Origin of the sequence: Mesorhizobium sp. M0571 (genome assembly GCF_040320985.1) — a bacterium.
In the GTDB taxonomy this organism is placed as follows: Bacteria; Pseudomonadota; Alphaproteobacteria; order Rhizobiales; family Rhizobiaceae; genus Mesorhizobium.
Window position 1 is genome coordinate 36,518 of the sequence record NZ_JAMYQT010000037.1, and the last position, 14,680, is coordinate 51,197.

The 14,680-nt window shown below is 61.0% G+C and carries 14 protein-coding genes; 4 read left to right on the forward strand and 10 right to left on the reverse strand.

Translation table 11 applies throughout. The annotated features are described in order from the left end of the window. Positions 1-3: 3 nt before the first annotated feature. From NKI85_RS28775 to NKI85_RS28820, 10 genes are all read right to left on the reverse strand, one after another. Complete coding sequence (locus NKI85_RS28775) at positions 4-336, reverse strand: LysM peptidoglycan-binding domain-containing protein (protein ID WP_352779531.1); 333 nt, start codon at positions 334-336, stop codon at positions 4-6. Between the two features lies 1 nt (position 337). Beyond that, positions 338-973 (reverse strand): hypothetical protein, encoded by a 636-nt coding sequence (locus NKI85_RS28780; protein WP_352779533.1) that lies wholly within the window; start codon positions 971-973, stop codon positions 338-340. Positions 974-977: 4 nt separating this feature from the next. Beyond that, positions 978-1,223 (reverse strand): hypothetical protein, encoded by a 246-nt coding sequence (locus tag NKI85_RS28785; protein ID WP_352779536.1) that lies wholly within the window; start codon positions 1,221-1,223, stop codon positions 978-980. Beyond that, entirely contained in the window at positions 1,220-2,530 is a 1,311-nt protein-coding gene (locus tag NKI85_RS28790) for an ATP-binding protein (RefSeq protein ID WP_352779538.1), read from the reverse strand. The genes NKI85_RS28785 and NKI85_RS28790 overlap by 4 nt, the downstream gene beginning before the upstream one ends. After that, positions 2,527-3,141 carry a Pvc16 family protein gene (locus NKI85_RS28795; protein WP_352779540.1) on the reverse strand — a complete coding sequence of 205 codons (615 nt, stop codon included), beginning with the start codon at positions 3,139-3,141 and terminating at the stop codon, positions 2,527-2,529. The genes NKI85_RS28790 and NKI85_RS28795 overlap by 4 nt, the downstream gene beginning before the upstream one ends. A 948-nt stretch (positions 3,142-4,089) precedes the next feature. Further along, the gene (locus NKI85_RS28800) at positions 4,090-4,866 is read right to left on the reverse strand and encodes a hypothetical protein (protein WP_352779542.1); all 777 of its coding nucleotides are present in this window, start codon (positions 4,864-4,866) and stop codon (positions 4,090-4,092) included. Positions 4,867-4,868: 2 nt separating this feature from the next. Further along, on the reverse strand, positions 4,869-5,378 hold the full coding sequence (locus NKI85_RS28805; RefSeq protein WP_352779544.1) for a phage tail protein: 510 nt from the start codon (positions 5,376-5,378) through the stop codon (positions 4,869-4,871). Positions 5,379-5,393: 15 nt separating this feature from the next. Beyond that, complete coding sequence (locus NKI85_RS28810; protein ID WP_352779546.1) at positions 5,394-7,364, reverse strand: phage tail sheath C-terminal domain-containing protein; 1,971 nt, start codon at positions 7,362-7,364, stop codon at positions 5,394-5,396. A 167-nt stretch (positions 7,365-7,531) separates the two neighbouring features. Next, positions 7,532-7,732 carry a hypothetical protein gene (locus tag NKI85_RS28815; RefSeq protein ID WP_352779549.1) on the reverse strand — a complete coding sequence of 67 codons (201 nt, stop codon included), beginning with the start codon at positions 7,730-7,732 and terminating at the stop codon, positions 7,532-7,534. A gap of 215 nt (positions 7,733-7,947) precedes the next feature. Then, positions 7,948-8,805 carry an AfsR/SARP family transcriptional regulator gene (locus tag NKI85_RS28820; RefSeq protein WP_352779551.1) on the reverse strand — a complete coding sequence of 286 codons (858 nt, stop codon included), beginning with the start codon at positions 8,803-8,805 and terminating at the stop codon, positions 7,948-7,950. A gap of 519 nt (positions 8,806-9,324) precedes the next feature. Between NKI85_RS28820 and NKI85_RS28825 the strand changes: the two genes are divergently transcribed. The 4 genes from NKI85_RS28825 to NKI85_RS28840 all read left to right on the forward strand — a co-directional run bounded on the left by NKI85_RS28825 (position 9,325) and on the right by NKI85_RS28840 (position 14,601). Then, a complete protein-coding gene (locus NKI85_RS28825; protein WP_352779553.1) occupies positions 9,325-10,515 on the forward strand; it encodes a hypothetical protein in 1,191 nt (396 codons plus the stop codon). A gap of 913 nt (positions 10,516-11,428) precedes the next feature. Continuing rightward, positions 11,429-13,093 (forward strand): DUF8508 domain-containing protein, encoded by a 1,665-nt coding sequence (locus NKI85_RS28830; protein ID WP_352779556.1) that lies wholly within the window; start codon positions 11,429-11,431, stop codon positions 13,091-13,093. A gap of 588 nt (positions 13,094-13,681) precedes the next feature. Further along, positions 13,682-14,269, forward strand: coding sequence for a S1/P1 nuclease (locus tag NKI85_RS28835; protein WP_352779559.1), 588 nt, complete (start codon positions 13,682-13,684; stop codon positions 14,267-14,269). 5 nt (positions 14,270-14,274) lie between these two features. Then, the gene (locus NKI85_RS28840; protein ID WP_352779562.1) at positions 14,275-14,601 is read left to right on the forward strand and encodes a phospholipase C/P1 nuclease family protein; all 327 of its coding nucleotides are present in this window, start codon (positions 14,275-14,277) and stop codon (positions 14,599-14,601) included. The last annotated feature ends 79 nt before the right edge of the window (positions 14,602-14,680 follow it).

Sequence of the window (14,680 nt, forward strand, 5' to 3'; positions counted from 1 at the left end):
CGCCTACTCCTTCACCCTTGGCACAAGCACAACCTGTCCGACCCGGTCGGAGCGGCCAAGCGGATCCGTGCCGGAATCGAATCCGGGACCGGGATCGAACAAAAGGTCGGGGGGGTAGAGCTCGGCGAAATTGGCGTCGGCCAGCCGGTACCAGAGACGATCGTTGTCGTAGTAGTGCGCCGCTATGCGGTCTAAGCGGTCGCCCGACACAACCATATGCTCGACGACCCCGGTGGCCGCCCCGATCTCGCGCGGACGCACGCCGCCAAACGTGCTGTTGCCGCGCGGATCAGGCGCGAATGTCGGCGTCTCGACGTATCGGCTCTTCACTGTCATGTCAGAACAGCCCCGTGATTGCTTCGGCGCCGAGGCGCGCGGTATTCGTGGCGGAGCCGAGCACTTGGCGCAGGGTTTCGAGGTCGTAGAAGGGATTCGAACTCTCTATTACCTGCATCGAGAGCGTCGCTTCCGCGCGATAAGGGAAGAGGGTCGGCAGGTGCGCCTGCTCCTCGATCTCGACCGAGGTTAGGAACACCGGAAGGATCCTGACACCCCAGACAAAGATGATGACCGAGGCGAATTCGCGCGTGGAAAGTGCTCCGGGGGCGCCAAGGCCGAGGCTCGCCAGCAATTGCACGCCACTTGGTCCCTGCGCCTTGGGCTCGACCATTGATCGTAGCGTGTCGATCTCCGGCTGGATGCCAAACATCGTCGCGATCGGCTCGCCCTCGTTCATACGGTCGGTGCCATCGAGCAGGATCGACAGTGTAAAACGTTCGGGCTCCACGGAGACGCCCTGCGCCGCACGCGCCGACTCGGTCGGCAACGCGAAGTCGTATCCGCCGCGCGTCGCGGGAGATTGCGACGTCGTCACGGTTATCGTGCGCGTGCGGCGCATCGACTGCGGATTAAAGTCGAACGCCAGCGCCAGTGGCGGGATCGCCAGCGCATACTCGACGAGGTATCCGCGCATTGAGCTAGCCACCGCCAGATCCTCCGACCCGCTTCGTGGCGTCCATGATCGCCGTGGCGATGTGGTTTCCGATGGCCGCATCGGACCGCGCGGAGGATACCCGAGCGTCGACGGCTCGCAGTTCGCCGACGTGCAGCGGCGTGTCGATGCGCTCGCGCCTCAACGCCTCGCCGACATGGTGCAGGATCGAATCCGTGCGCGACCGAAGGGAGCGCGGAAGGACGATGTTGAGCTCATCGATGCGGATCATGCGCGCTCCCCCTCGATATGGGCCGCGAGCTCGCCGAGTTCGCCCAGTCCAACGGGACGGCCGGCCTTTGCTAGTTCGCGCCAGATGGCGCGTGCGATATGGGAAAGTGTGATAGGCGAGCGGTCGGCCGCTGCCGTCACGGCGGCGTGCAGGGCTGCGTTGCGGATCGACCCGCCGGCAAGGTCGGCCGAGGCCGCGATCATCTCGATGTCTATGTTGGCGGCCATAGGCGCACGCGGCGGCAGCAATCGGCGCCATAACCGCGCCCTCGCGGCGAGGTCAGGTCTGGGGAAATCGATCACGACCTGGAAGCGCCGGGCGAAGGCGGAGTCCAACTGGTCCCGCAGGTTCGTCGTGAGGATGCAGGGGCCGTTGTGGTCCTCGATCCGTGCCAGCAGATGTGAGACCTCCAGGTTCGCGTATCGGTCTCGCGCCTCGCGCACCTCGCCACGCTTGGAGAACAGGCTGTCGGCCTCATCGAACTGCAGCACCATCGGCGCGTCATGGGCTGCATCGAAGAGCGCGTTGAGGTTCTTTTCCGTCTCGCCGATGTACTTGGAGACCAGCCTGCCCAGGTCGACGCGGAACAGCGGCCACCCCAGGCTGTTGGCGATGACCGATGCGGTGAGCGTCTTGCCGGTGCCTGACGGGCCGGCGAACAGAGCCACCGGGCCCGCCGGCGGCTGCGCGCCCCATTCTTCGACCACGGTCGTGCGGCAGATCATATAGGACAGGTACTCGCGTAGCATGTCGATCTGAGCGGCGGGCAGGATAAGGTCATCCCAGCCGGCTTCGTTGCGAACCAGCGTGGCTCCGGGTGGAGGTTCCAGGTCGATCGGCTTGTTCATCAAACGACGGAGGAGCCCCGGCGCCGGCTGAATGACCGCGAACGGTCCCTGTCCGTCGAGCCGGATCAGCCGCTCGTTGCGCAGCCTGCCCCTGTCGTCCAGCGCGTCGTAGAGCAGGGGCGTGTCCTCGGTCGAAATCCCCAGCAACTCGTGCAGGAAATGCATCGACGGGTAGGGGTCCGCTGCTCGCGACGACAGCGACTGGAACAACCAGGCCACGCGCGGGAAAATCTCCGGCGCGACGGCGCAGGCGAGCACGTCATATTCCATTCCGCTCAGCGGCTTCGCCGCGACATTTCGCCAGACGCCCGATTTGCGTGCGGTCTCCACCGCATCCTGATGCGATCGCAGGCGGTCGAGGGAACCCTGCGACGGCGTTCCGTCGCGCCGGGTTTCCGCGACCAGACATGCGAGCGTCTCTACGCGTTGCCATTCGGGATTGAGGTTCGCGAAGATCACGGGACATCCCCGTGGGCATTGACCAGCGAGCCGTCGACCCTAATGACGCGACCGTCCTCGGCAACTGTCTTTGCAGAAGGGCGGCCGCTCCAGGGGGTGATCGGAGCGACGGCGAATTCGTAGAGCAGCGACGAGCGGTAATGCACGTCTCCCTGGGTCGCCCAAATCTGGTTGAGCTCTTCCGTGGTCAGCGGCTTGAGAATGATCTGGAGAAGCGTCTGGAGGGTTTGCTGCTGTCCGTCGGGATTGGTCCGCACCACCGCGACGGTGCGAACCGGATCCTCGTGAAAGGCCTGGATGATTCCTTCCAGCAACCTCAGGCAGATCTCGCCGGCGCCAAGTGTCTCGGCTGAGCCGCCTGCTGTTGTCGACGAGGCGACTGTCGCGTAGGCGGTGATCAGACAATGGATACGGAGATAGATTGGATCGACCGTCGCTGCGTCGGGATAGAACGCCGACGGCTCGAACCGGAATAAGAAAAGGTTGATCACTGGCTGGGCGTCGGCCGCCTTGGCTTCGGCTTCGGCCGGCGGCCCGATCATGACCTGCGGCTTTCCCTCCACCGTGGTCGTGAGGTACTTCGCCAAGTCGCGAGCGATCGCGGAGATCATTCCTGGTTGCGGCAGGCCCATTGTCAGAACCGCCGCAAATAGTGCAGGCTCTCTGCGCGGATCGGCGGGAGAGCCGGCGCCTCCCGGCTTGTCGCACGGGGCCGGTCGTCGATCACCGTGACGTTGACGCGGCCGATATGCACGGCCGGTGCACTTGTCGCCCGCTCAGCAGGACGTGCCCGATTCTCGCTCGGCGTCACGATAGGGCGAACGGCATTGGTTAAGGCGAGAGTGGCGGGGATCGTGGTTGACGACTGACCTGTGGTGCCGTTTGCCATGAGGCCGTTTGCGGTATGTTCGCTCGGCAAACGGGGAGAACCTCGCAGCGCGTTCCGCGATGAAACCACTGTCTGGTTGATGGCGTGAGACACTAGGGTGGTCGTTGTGAAGACTTCATTCGTAGGGACGCCAGCAGGTGCCGCGACGGCGGTGGAAAAGCACGTTTGTGCTTCCCCATTCCTCCGGCAGAACGATTGAGCGGATGCGTGTCGCGCTCCGCTTGCCTGGGTTTCCAGCATCGCGAATGCGTCATCCGGAATGCTGGGGTGATGCCCGCCAATCCTTGGACTAGGCGCAATTCCGGGTCCGTCAGCGCCGATCGAGGCTGTGGCTTCGCCGGGCACATGCGACAATATCGTTTCGGGGCTCGACACATGTGGATGTGGGCGTGCTGTCTTGGTCGTCGGAAAGACAATGGTCGAAGCGGTCCGCGCTACATGCGCCTCATCTGCAACAAACCCCGCGAATGCGGCGGGCTGCCGGGTGTAATCGGGGGCATTTGGTCCAGCGATCGCGGTGCCATTGTCCCGCTCGCGTGGCGGCGGCGATCGCCAAGTGTCCGGAATAGTCGGTCGGGCGGGGGCGGCCGAGAAGGGAAGCTCTTCGCGGCGGCTGCGAGCCTGACTGACCAAGGACGACAAGTATGGGAAGCGTGGAGCTGTCATGGCGTCACCGCATCATGCCGGCGTCTCGATCGATGAGAGCCAGATAGGCGCGCCGCCTGTCGCGTGGCATATCCAGGATCGCCGCTTCCTGCCAATGATAGGCGCTGGCGATGCGGTGGATCTCCTCGAGCGGATCGGCCACAGCCGTAGTCGCACGTGCGAGAATCTCAATACACGCTTCAGCCGAAGCGCCACAGGATGGGCAGGCGGTCTGCGCGGTTTCCGCAATCTCGGGAGAGGCGTCCTGCAGGGACGCGTCGATCTCCGACAGATCGTCGTCTGAGAGCCATTCCGGAAGCGGGTCGACCGCACAACCGCGCACCAGGGCAACCACGGCTTCGCGCACGTCGCCGCTGGGGAGGACGTCGAAATCCAGTTCCGTGGGAATGCGGAACCGGTGTTCGCGTCCACCTATGGTAGCGCTGGCGAACGGATATCCGCCGGCTGCCTGCTTGAAGGGCAGCGACGACAGATCGATGGGGACCTCGAAAACATCCCCGCACGTATCGCATTTGACCGATTGCCAGACCATTGCCGTTCCAAGCTTGGCGGCAAGCTGCGCCAGGAGGAAGCGGCGGTCAGCCGAATTCAGCCCTCGTGCGCCATGAGGGAGCGGCATATCGCAAATCGTCTCGATGAGGGCGTCGCTCGCCGCCTCCACGTTGCTCGCCCGGCTCACCGCCTCGCACAGGGCGAATTCCAGTCGACCGTCGATCGGGCGCAGGACCACGATCTGTTCGACCTGGCCATCTGCGCGGATGATGCCACCGGGGATTCGCATGTTTATACCTCCGCCGGCTCGGAAACGGCCGCATCAAGCTCCCAGCCTTCGTGCTCAAACTTCACGGTCTGGATGCCGACGGCGTTCATCGAATTCGCGTCGAAGTCCGGCAGCGCCTGGAACTCGGAGACCCATGCCCGGTAAACCTTGAACGACATTGCAACGGCACCCTGAAGGTTGATGACATTGATGACGAGATTCGACCGGAAGTTCTTGAGCGACATGCCGGCGTCGCCCTCGATATTGTTCACCCTGTTGGCGAGCTCCAGGAATTGCTTGTCGTGGGTGAGCCCGGCTTCGAGCGAGATCGCCTCGTAATTCGTGCCGCCCGGCAGCTTCCGCTGGTGGGATGGATCGCCGGCGAACCGCCAGCTGACCACTTCGGTGGACTTTTTCAATGCGGACATCTTCGATAATCCGGCTACGACACGCCCATCGATGACGACCTGGAACTTGAAGGTCCGGTAAGGATCGAAGCGGTGCGCATTCACGGGAAAGAGGGGCGCGGCCATGGTTCTGGGTCCTCGCTATTGCTGAGCGACTTTTTGCTGGATGCGGACGATGACGAATTCGGCAGGCTTCAGCGGGGCGAAGCCGACGACGACGATCACGCGACCGCCGTCGATATCGCCCTGGACCATCGTGTCTCCCAGTCCGCAGCGAACGAAATACGCGTCGGACGCTTTCTGGCCTTGGAATGCGCCGGCGCGATGCAGTCCGTCCATAAACGCGCCGACATTAACGCGGAGCGATGCCCAAAGATTGTGGTCGTTCGGTTCGAAGACAGCCCACTGGATGCCCTGAAAAATGCTCTCTTCGATCATCAGGGCGGTGCGGCGTACTGGCACGTAGCGCCATTCCGGATCGGCTTTCGTAGCGAGCGTGCGGGAGCCCCAGATCACTGGCTCCGAGAGGATTGTGCGAAAGCAGTTAACGCCGGAGGGGTTCAGTCCGTCCTGTTCGTCATTACCAACCTTGAACTCTGTGCGCGCCACGCCCGAGAGCCCGGTCGCCAGTCCGGCCGGCGCCTTCCAGACGCCTCGGCGCGCATCAATGCGCGCCCACATGCCCGCCGCAAAACCGGAGGGTGGAACGAGGTAGGTTGCCGGCAGGTTCGGCCGCAACTCGGGGTGATAGTGAGGATTGGCCGTGAACACCCAGGGATAGTAAAGTGTGGTGTAGATCGACGTTGGCAGGCCGAGCGATGCCACGTCACTCTCCGACGTCAGTTCCCTGTTTGGCGGAGGGTCGATGAGGACCATGCAGGTCTTCACCGATTCCGCATGATCGCGCGCTTTCCCGATCACCGCTTTTGAAGGATCGGTCGCCCATTGGTGGTCAGGGATTAGGACGATGTTGACGTCGCGGAACTTCCGCAACTCCGCGAATACAGGCTCGTAGTCCGCGATCGAAGCCGGAGCCAAACCGTCGCTGCCGCCCGACAGCGTGGCCGGGGACTTGGGGCTGAACGTGTCGAAGAAGGACTGCTCGCCGGTCTTCGCGACTACGCCTGCTCCAGTGAGCTTCAGCGCTTCGGCTGCGTCCGGCGTTCCGGCGGAAATGGCTACGGACGACAGCGGCAGTTTCGTGCCGGACGTAAGAACGAGCCTGTTTTGCGACACTTCGGCAGTGAAACCTGATTTAGCCGTCGTGGCAGTGCCGCCGCGCACCACGACCTGTGTCCGTGCAGCGATGAGGGCGAGGCTGGCCTCGGTGGCGGTTAGTTCCACCTCGATGTTGGAATTGCTCTGCGCGTTACCTGTAACGCCAGCGTCGAGGGTCACGATGAGCTTCCTGCCGACCAGACCAATAATATCGGTCGGGGTGAGGGTCGAGAGGTCCGCGCCGGTCAGCCGTCCAATGTAGAACGGGATCTTCTGCGGGCCCGTGATGGTGCTGAAGGCAACCGGTTCGACCTCGATGAGGCCTGACGACTTGTTGACGACATCGGCGATGAAACCTCGATCGCCGAGCACCAGCGTCAAGTCGGAGAAAACCTCTTGGGGCATCAGGTTGTCATTCTGGTCCCTGCGGCCGACGGCCAACCTGTAAGTCGGGGGATTGGCGGCCGTGTTCACAACCGACAACTCGACGGCCAGACCGTCCGCCCACACGCCCTCGGAGGCCGCCTTTATGTTGAGGTAGTTTTGGATGTCGCCGGCGACGGTGGCATTGGCAGGGGCGGTGATCAGCTTGGCGCTCGACTTGAGCGCGCCGGTGGCGAGGCGGACGATGTAGGCCTTGCCACCGCCATTGTCGAAGAATGCCTGCACGGCATGGCCCATGTAGTGAACTGGTTTCGGCAGGCCGAAGAAGTTGCCAATTCCGCCGAATTGATCCGCGTACTGGTCCCACTTAAATAGCAGCGTCGGCGTTTTCATCGGTCCCTTGGTGGCATAACCGATAATGACAGCGGTTGACGTTCCAGCCGACTCTATGGCGCGGGCGCCGCCCGGTATCTCCTCGATGTAGACGCCTGGATGCTGATAGATGGGCATTGCGTCGGTCTCCCTGTCGTCTCAATTCCGTCTCAAGTTCCGGTGATTGGGCGCGATGGCGCGCACCCACCGCGTCACTGGCCAGTCAAGTCACTTGCAAATATTCGAAGTTACGGAATGCCGAGGCGGCAACGCCCGATGCGTGGTTTCGGCACGACGGCGCTCGGTCATTGCGTCGACGCTTGGCGAAGCCTCGCGGCGATGAATTCGCCGACGAGCTTTGGGTCGTCGAAATAGCGCACGTCGCCGCAATTGATGTGGCGTACTTGGAGCCGCCAGACGTCCGGTGTGCCGGCGAGGTTTTGGGCCTCGTTCCAGCACCGGACGATAAAGACCTGGTCGAGATCGACATTACTGACCTCACGCATGGCTTGTCGCCTGCGGTTCCCTCATCAGCCCGAATCATAGCAGGAGAGGGTTCTCGGCAACGCCACACGCACATGGCTGCGTGGTCACCATTGCGTCACCGCAACGTCACCGCTCAAATCTGGCGGAGGTCGAGGTCGCGCAGGGCAAGGAGCCAGAGCAGCGATGTGGGAACAGCAGTGCGGGGAAAATGAAAGGGCGGCCGAAGCCGGCCGGATCAGGCGTCGGGCCTTGGTATGGCGGATATCGCGGAATAAATGCGGGCGCGGCGCTGCTCGTGCTCGCGCAGGATGCCGGTCACCGATGTCGGCGTGAAGGCCGACGGAGCGTCACCGCCGTCGAGAATGTGCTGATATAAATGCGTCGTGTCCGGCATCGGATCGACCGCAAGTTCATCGCGAAGTCGTTGCTTCAATAGGCGGTACTGGATGATCGCCTTGCAGCGCTGGCCGTTCATAACATAGAGCCACATAACTTCGCGCTGGGTGGCTTCGCGCAACTCATCGACTGCAAGGACTTCACTGCCGCATTCCAGCGCGTATTCGATCATGCCCTTGGCGGCATAGTCGCGCATCATTGCGATCAGCCCGCGAATGCGGATCGAACGGAATCGTTCCTGCTCACGCGCCGCCCAATCGCTGCGACTGCCCTCCAGAAAATCGCCGGCCCACGCCGCGAGCGCATCAATCAGCCGATGGCGCACCGACTCGGAGAGGTTCAGCCCCGCTTGCAACTCGCGGCTGGCGTCCTCGACGCTGCCGGCCAGCTCAACGCAGTCGATCCGAACGTCGGTTCCAAGTGCCAGCGCGATGGTCGACTGATGCCGCACTTCTATCGAGAATGAATCATCAAAGCCAGCCTCAGAAAAAGCCTTGTCGATGCGCCAGATTGCAGTCGACAGTGCGGACCGGGACTGGTGCTCGGGCCGATCCGGCCACAGGAGTTCGGAGACCTTTTCCCGACGCTGCGGGGTCTTTCCGTTGACCGCGAGATAGCCAAGGAGATCGACCGACGTACGTGCGAGCTTAGTCGTGATCGCGAACCCCGGCCCGCGCACGGCAAAACCACCAAGCATACAGACTTTAAGCATAACTGCTCTCGTAAGATCAAAAAGTGTATGCTGCGGATCTATTCTATGACTGACACCGAACACGCGAACGCCAGTGTTCTAACGCTCGCATAGAATGCGCTCCAAGTATCAGCCATATTCAAGCAAAGGGGGACGGGTCGTCAAGATGTGGCATCGCCTGACATCGTGCGGCGCTATGCAGACGGAAAGCTATATTTGTGATGGGTGTGACGAGCCGAGACAAAAATATAACAATTTGCAATGCTTAAGATGAAGCCCTACGAAACGACTTCCAGGTAAGCTCCCTCCCGTTGGGAACAAAAAGATGAAAGTTCGCAGCATTGTTGCGTTGATGGGGCGGCATCCCGAAGTTTGCCCGCCCGATTGGATATTTTGCACGTAAGTTCCGAATGACGTTGGGTTCACTACGAGCGATGTGAGCGTTCGTAGAGAGATGACGGCGGGGATTCGCTGGACAGCATGGTTTGTTGCAGTGTTCTCTGTGTGGGCTTGGGAGTGGGGCAAATGACATTTCTTGTCGCGCTATCGGAAGTGCTCTTGGAGTTTTGGCGGTTGACGGCATTGGCCGTCAATTTTGCCTGGGTCGCTCTGAGGTCGACTGCCAAAGCGGCGTTCGTCGTCGTCGCTTTTGTCTGGACAAACATCCTCAAGCTGGTGGTGTTAGGGTGTGTGGCGATTCTGGTGTCGATGCTCGTCGACACATACCGGAATAATGTCTTCCTTCTCAACCGCGTTGATGTCGACGACGCGACGGCGGCCTTGGGGGTTCAGCCATCGGATATCGAGCGCATGATTTTCGGCCACTACTTTACCATACGCTCCTTTCAACCGTTTCCTATCACGGATGTATATCTGGGCCAAACGCAGTACATATTCTTGTTAGACGATCCGCGCGCCAAGCCCGAGGGGCGCGTCGTGCGTTCTTTATGGACCAAGCTTGCGGTTCCGGGAACCGAGTTACGCGCGGATACACTGAATGAGGTCATCGCGTATTTCTTCGGACGGCGGCCACAAGACTTCGACATCGTCATCAACTGCCCAGCGGATTGCTCGCCCGAAAAAACTTATGCCCGGATACTGTTTTACGGGCGAGAGTTCGTCGTCGCAAACGTCAATGCACCATCGGCCGACCTGTTGCTGGCATCCAACACGCTGGTCAAGTCACCACCGAGCGAGCCCCTAGACCGGCTTACCTTGGCTATTGCGTACAACTTGCTCTGCCTAGCTGAGCCATCGATGCGTGCCAGCGCCTATCTGGAGAAAAGCCAAGAGTTAGCAATTAACATGGTCGAGGTCATCAACACGCAGTCACGCCGGGTCATCGAATGTGGAGAAAAGGTCGACACGTTCGGGTTTCTTTACTTGAAGGCTCTGGCCGCGCTCAAAGCGGGATCATGGACGGAAGCCAAACGGGTCATCGGCTCCTATAATGGCAACGATCGGTTGGCTTGGGTCCGTCAACGCGTGCTGGCCGCCATCGTCGATCATCAACTCGGAGACGATGAGGCGGCGAGGTATGAGATCGGTTCGCTCGATCAAGAGATCGTCCAGCTATGCGACGACGCCGCAAATGATAGCACGCGGCGGGTTCTCAACGAGGCGGCCACAAACCTCCTGTTGATCAAACGGGAAGTTGATCCTAGTGGTAGGGCGATCGACCCCGCATCGCTGTGCATGGTTAAAGCCTCCGGCTGAAAAGGCTGATCAGCAGATAGGCCAAGAGATTCCTAGCCAAGCTTGGGGATGCGCACGGGAAGATCATGCTGTGTCTTCCCAGCAATTACTCGACATGGAACTCGCATTCGATGATCGAATCAGACCGTCACGACGAAGCGAAGCAGGACCTCACCCCTCGGGACGCAGCTGTATAGCAGATTGTCAATGTCCCCGGAGTTGCGCCGGAGATGTTCCGCCTTGCAGTATTCATCCGGCAAATAGCCGCGCGTGCCGAATATGTCGCGCGCGGGATGGAGGAAATTCGCCTCCGCCGCGGACGGTGAACGGGACAGCCGTAGAAGCGTCAGCATAGCGCCGGCCGCAGGACGGGGCGCGGGACCGACTGTCCCCGTCCGCGGTGGTCCGCATGCTGCATCAGGGATGGAAGCCGCCCGGCCGAGACCGGATGCGGGCTCGGTTTACGACAGCCCGGCCACCGATCGGCGGCGATGCTCACTGGTTGCGACCGTTCGCTAAGACACTTCGGCACCGCTCCCGCATCGGCGAGCCTGAACGCAATATGGCTAAAGAACTCGACCACGCGCCCAAACTGGGATGGCTAGGTGCTCAATCTTCGTTACTCCTGCTGAAGCTGCGCTGCCGTAGCCTCGCGCCCCAGCCGGCGCTTGCCGCCGCGACATAGATCATCGGTCACAAGACGGTAAATTCAACGGCAGATTGCGTTTCGTCGCTAGCAACAATATCGTGGCGTCGCTGGACTGCATTTCGCGAGGGGTCGAGAATGTATTTCCGTTTGCGTTCTCTCGGTTTAGCCATTGCTGGCGCCACAACAGCTGCGTTCCTTGTCTCGACAATGGCAGTGGCTCAGGAAACGCCGGTGTCCGCGGTACAGGGCGCTGACCACAGATCCCCCGTCGCAGGCGGAGGGGTTTTGACCGTATCGGGCGTAGTGACAGAGTTGTTCGGCGACGGTTTCTTCCTTCAGTCCACGGCGCCGGACAACGATCCGGCCACCTCGGAGGGCCTCTACGTTTTCCTGCGCAACGTCGCGGCCTTCCCAGTTCATGATGTCGGGAGCCTCGTCACAGTGACGGGACGTCCCGTCGAATTCCAGCCCTTCACCGAAGGCTTTCCGCCCAACCGCACTGTGGTTGCCTGCGGGACGATTGAAACGTCGACAGTCCAAAACGAAGACCGCAAAACTTACCTCACGATTACCGAACTTACTAACGTCACGACGATGAGCGTAACCGGCACTGCTGCCGTTCCCGCGCCTGTGCCGCTCATGCCGCCGGGGGCAAAGGCGTCCATCGCTTTTGCGGACGTTCCGAACACGCCGTTCGATCCGGTAGATCATCCCCGTGATTACTTTGAATCCCTCGAGGGCATGCGCGTCAGTATCGATGACGCGTTGGCCGTGTCCGCGCGGGACAACAAGATCGTCTATGTCGCTGCACGCGCGAACCTGCAGCCAGGCGAATTGACCGCCGATGGGCTGCCTATCAGTATCCCTGGCCACATCTTTCCGGAAATTATGCGCGTTCGCTTGCCGGCGACCCAACCAACGATCGTCGTCGATCCTGGCACGCTCCTTGGCGACCTCACGGGCGTCGTTACCTACGAGAATGGCGAGTACATGGTGGCGCTGGACCGCGTGATCGATCCGGCATCCCTGACGCAGCCTGCCGCGCCCGAAGCGCCGCCCGCCCCCGTGCAGGGTTTGCGCATCGCAACGTTCAATGCCGAGAATCTCGACGCGAATGACCCGCCGTCGCGCTTCACTGGCATTGCTGAGCAGATCGTGGGATCGCTCCGCGCGCCGGATATCCTTGCCCTGCAAGAAGTCCAGGACGACGATGGTGTTGATGTCACGATGACGGTCACCGCGGGTGCCACCCTCGCGAAGCTAATTGCCGCGATCGGGGCCGCTAATGGCCCTGCTCACGAGATTGTTGCTCTCGATCCACTGGTGCCCAATGCCGATGGTGGTCAGCCTGGTGGCAACATCCGCAACGTCTATCTCGTCAAGAGCGGGGCGGACGTTGCGGTCGGGGCGGTCGAGCGACTGTTCGATACAGCCGACCGGTGCGAGGAGGGTGTAAATCCGTTCTATCAGTCGAGAAAGCCGCTGCTGGCGACACTTACAGTGAACGGGACGCCTTACGTTCTGCTAAATGTCCACCTGAGCTCAAAGGTCGGGGACCAGGGGCTCTACTCGAAAGCGGAAGATCCCGTGCCGCAGTCGTCGGCAGGGCGACGCGCGCAGGCGGAAGCCATCGTCGCTGAGTTGGAGTCACGTTTTGGCACGAACCCGCCTCGGATTATTATTCTCGGCGACTTCAACGATGTCACAGAGGCCGCCACGCTTGCTCCCTTCGAGGCGGGCAGCCTTGGCCTTACTATGCTCCCGGACAGCCGGGGCGAGAACTACACCTTCTCGTCGCAGTTCCACGGCCTGCGGGAGGCTATCGACCACATAGTCGTGGGCGGTAGCCTGTCGTCGACCGACGTCACCTCGATCACCTACCTGAACCTCAATGCCGACTTCCGTGACCAAACGAGCGACCACAATCCGGTCGTCTTGACGCTCCACTAACCGCCCGTGTTTCGGGGCCGTTTTGTGTGCTCCTACCTGATCGTCACGCTCACTCAGTCGCGTCCATCGTGAGTCGCTTTGATGCACGGCGCACCACAATATTTTTGTTATCCCACATCTCAAGTTCCTCGACCGGGTACAGCACCGCTTTTCCGATTTTGACGTAGGCCGGTCCAATCCTCATGGCTCGCCAGTTTCGAAGCGTCCGCTCTTTCAACTGGCGTGGAGAATCCGAAAGCGATCGGGTTCTGCCGGATTTCGATCAACGACTTGGATTGGAGCCCAAGCCCATTGCCAAACGCTGATGCCCGGCGCGCGGGAGAACTGGATTTGCCTGCGGGTGCCTTCAACTGCAACGTGTGGCCAGGACGTCCAGAAATTTATTGAGCCAATTGCGGTGTTCGATCTTGCCTAAAACAGCGGGCCGGACCGGGTGCGAAATACCTTCAGGCTGTTTGTCGACCCTTCGCAGGACGTCGCCGATACGGGCTGCGAGTAAATGATCGCCTTGTTCGCATCAGTGCTGTTGTCGTCATGCCATGTCGTCTACAATCGACAATCAGCAACGTTGACTTCGGGGAGGAATACATGCGCCGCGCGCTCGTCTTTAGTTCCGCTCTTTCATTGATCCTGTTGTCGGCTCCCGCACTGGCCTGGTGGGACGGAGGCCACATGCAGATCGCTGCCGTGGCCTATTCAAAACTGACGCCCGAGGCGAAAGCCAAGGCCGATGCCCTGATCAAGATGAACCCCGACTATCAGACCTGGGTCGCCGGCGTGCCGGACGACAAGAAGGCGCAATATGCCTTCGTTCATGCCGCGGTTTGGGCGGACGACATCAAGGACCCTGCACACGGCTACACCAACGACGATGACACTCCCACCGGTCAAAACGTCGGCTACGCCGACAAGAACATGCATAAGTATTGGCATTTCAAGGACGTCCGTTTCTCGACCGATACGACGACATTTCCGAACCCGGATCCCATCAACGCCGTCTCTCAAATGAGGCTGTTCATCGCTGCTCTGCCGGCGGCGTCAGGCGCGACCGACGATGTGCGCTCCTATGACATGGTTTGGCTGCTGCATCTTGTCGGCGATATTCATCAGCCGTTGCACGCGACCGAGCGGTTTTCGGCGATCAACACCGACGGCGACCGCGGCGGCACGAGGTAAATGTAATGCAGGCGACCGGCGAAGCGATCGACCTTCACGCGTACTGGGATCGAATGTTCGGTGGCTACGTCTCGGCGCCTGGTGCGATTTTTGATGCCAACGACAAGGCTGGCCTTTCGAAGGTCCAGGTCGACAGGGAAAAGATTAAGATACTGGACCCGGATGTTTGGACCCAGGAGAGTTTCGTTCTTGGGAAAACGTTCGCCTATGCGGAACCCGTGCTGAGCGAAGGCACCGTGTCGGTGCTCCCCCGCTCATATGAAACCGACGCGCGCAACGTGGCGAGAAGCCAGGCAGCACTTGCCGCTGCTAGCCTGAATATCTCAAGGTAAGGGGTGCATCGGCCCCAAGAATCTGAGAAACTTCTTTTGTGACAAAGAGTTACCAGATTCAGGAACGGGGTCCGATGCA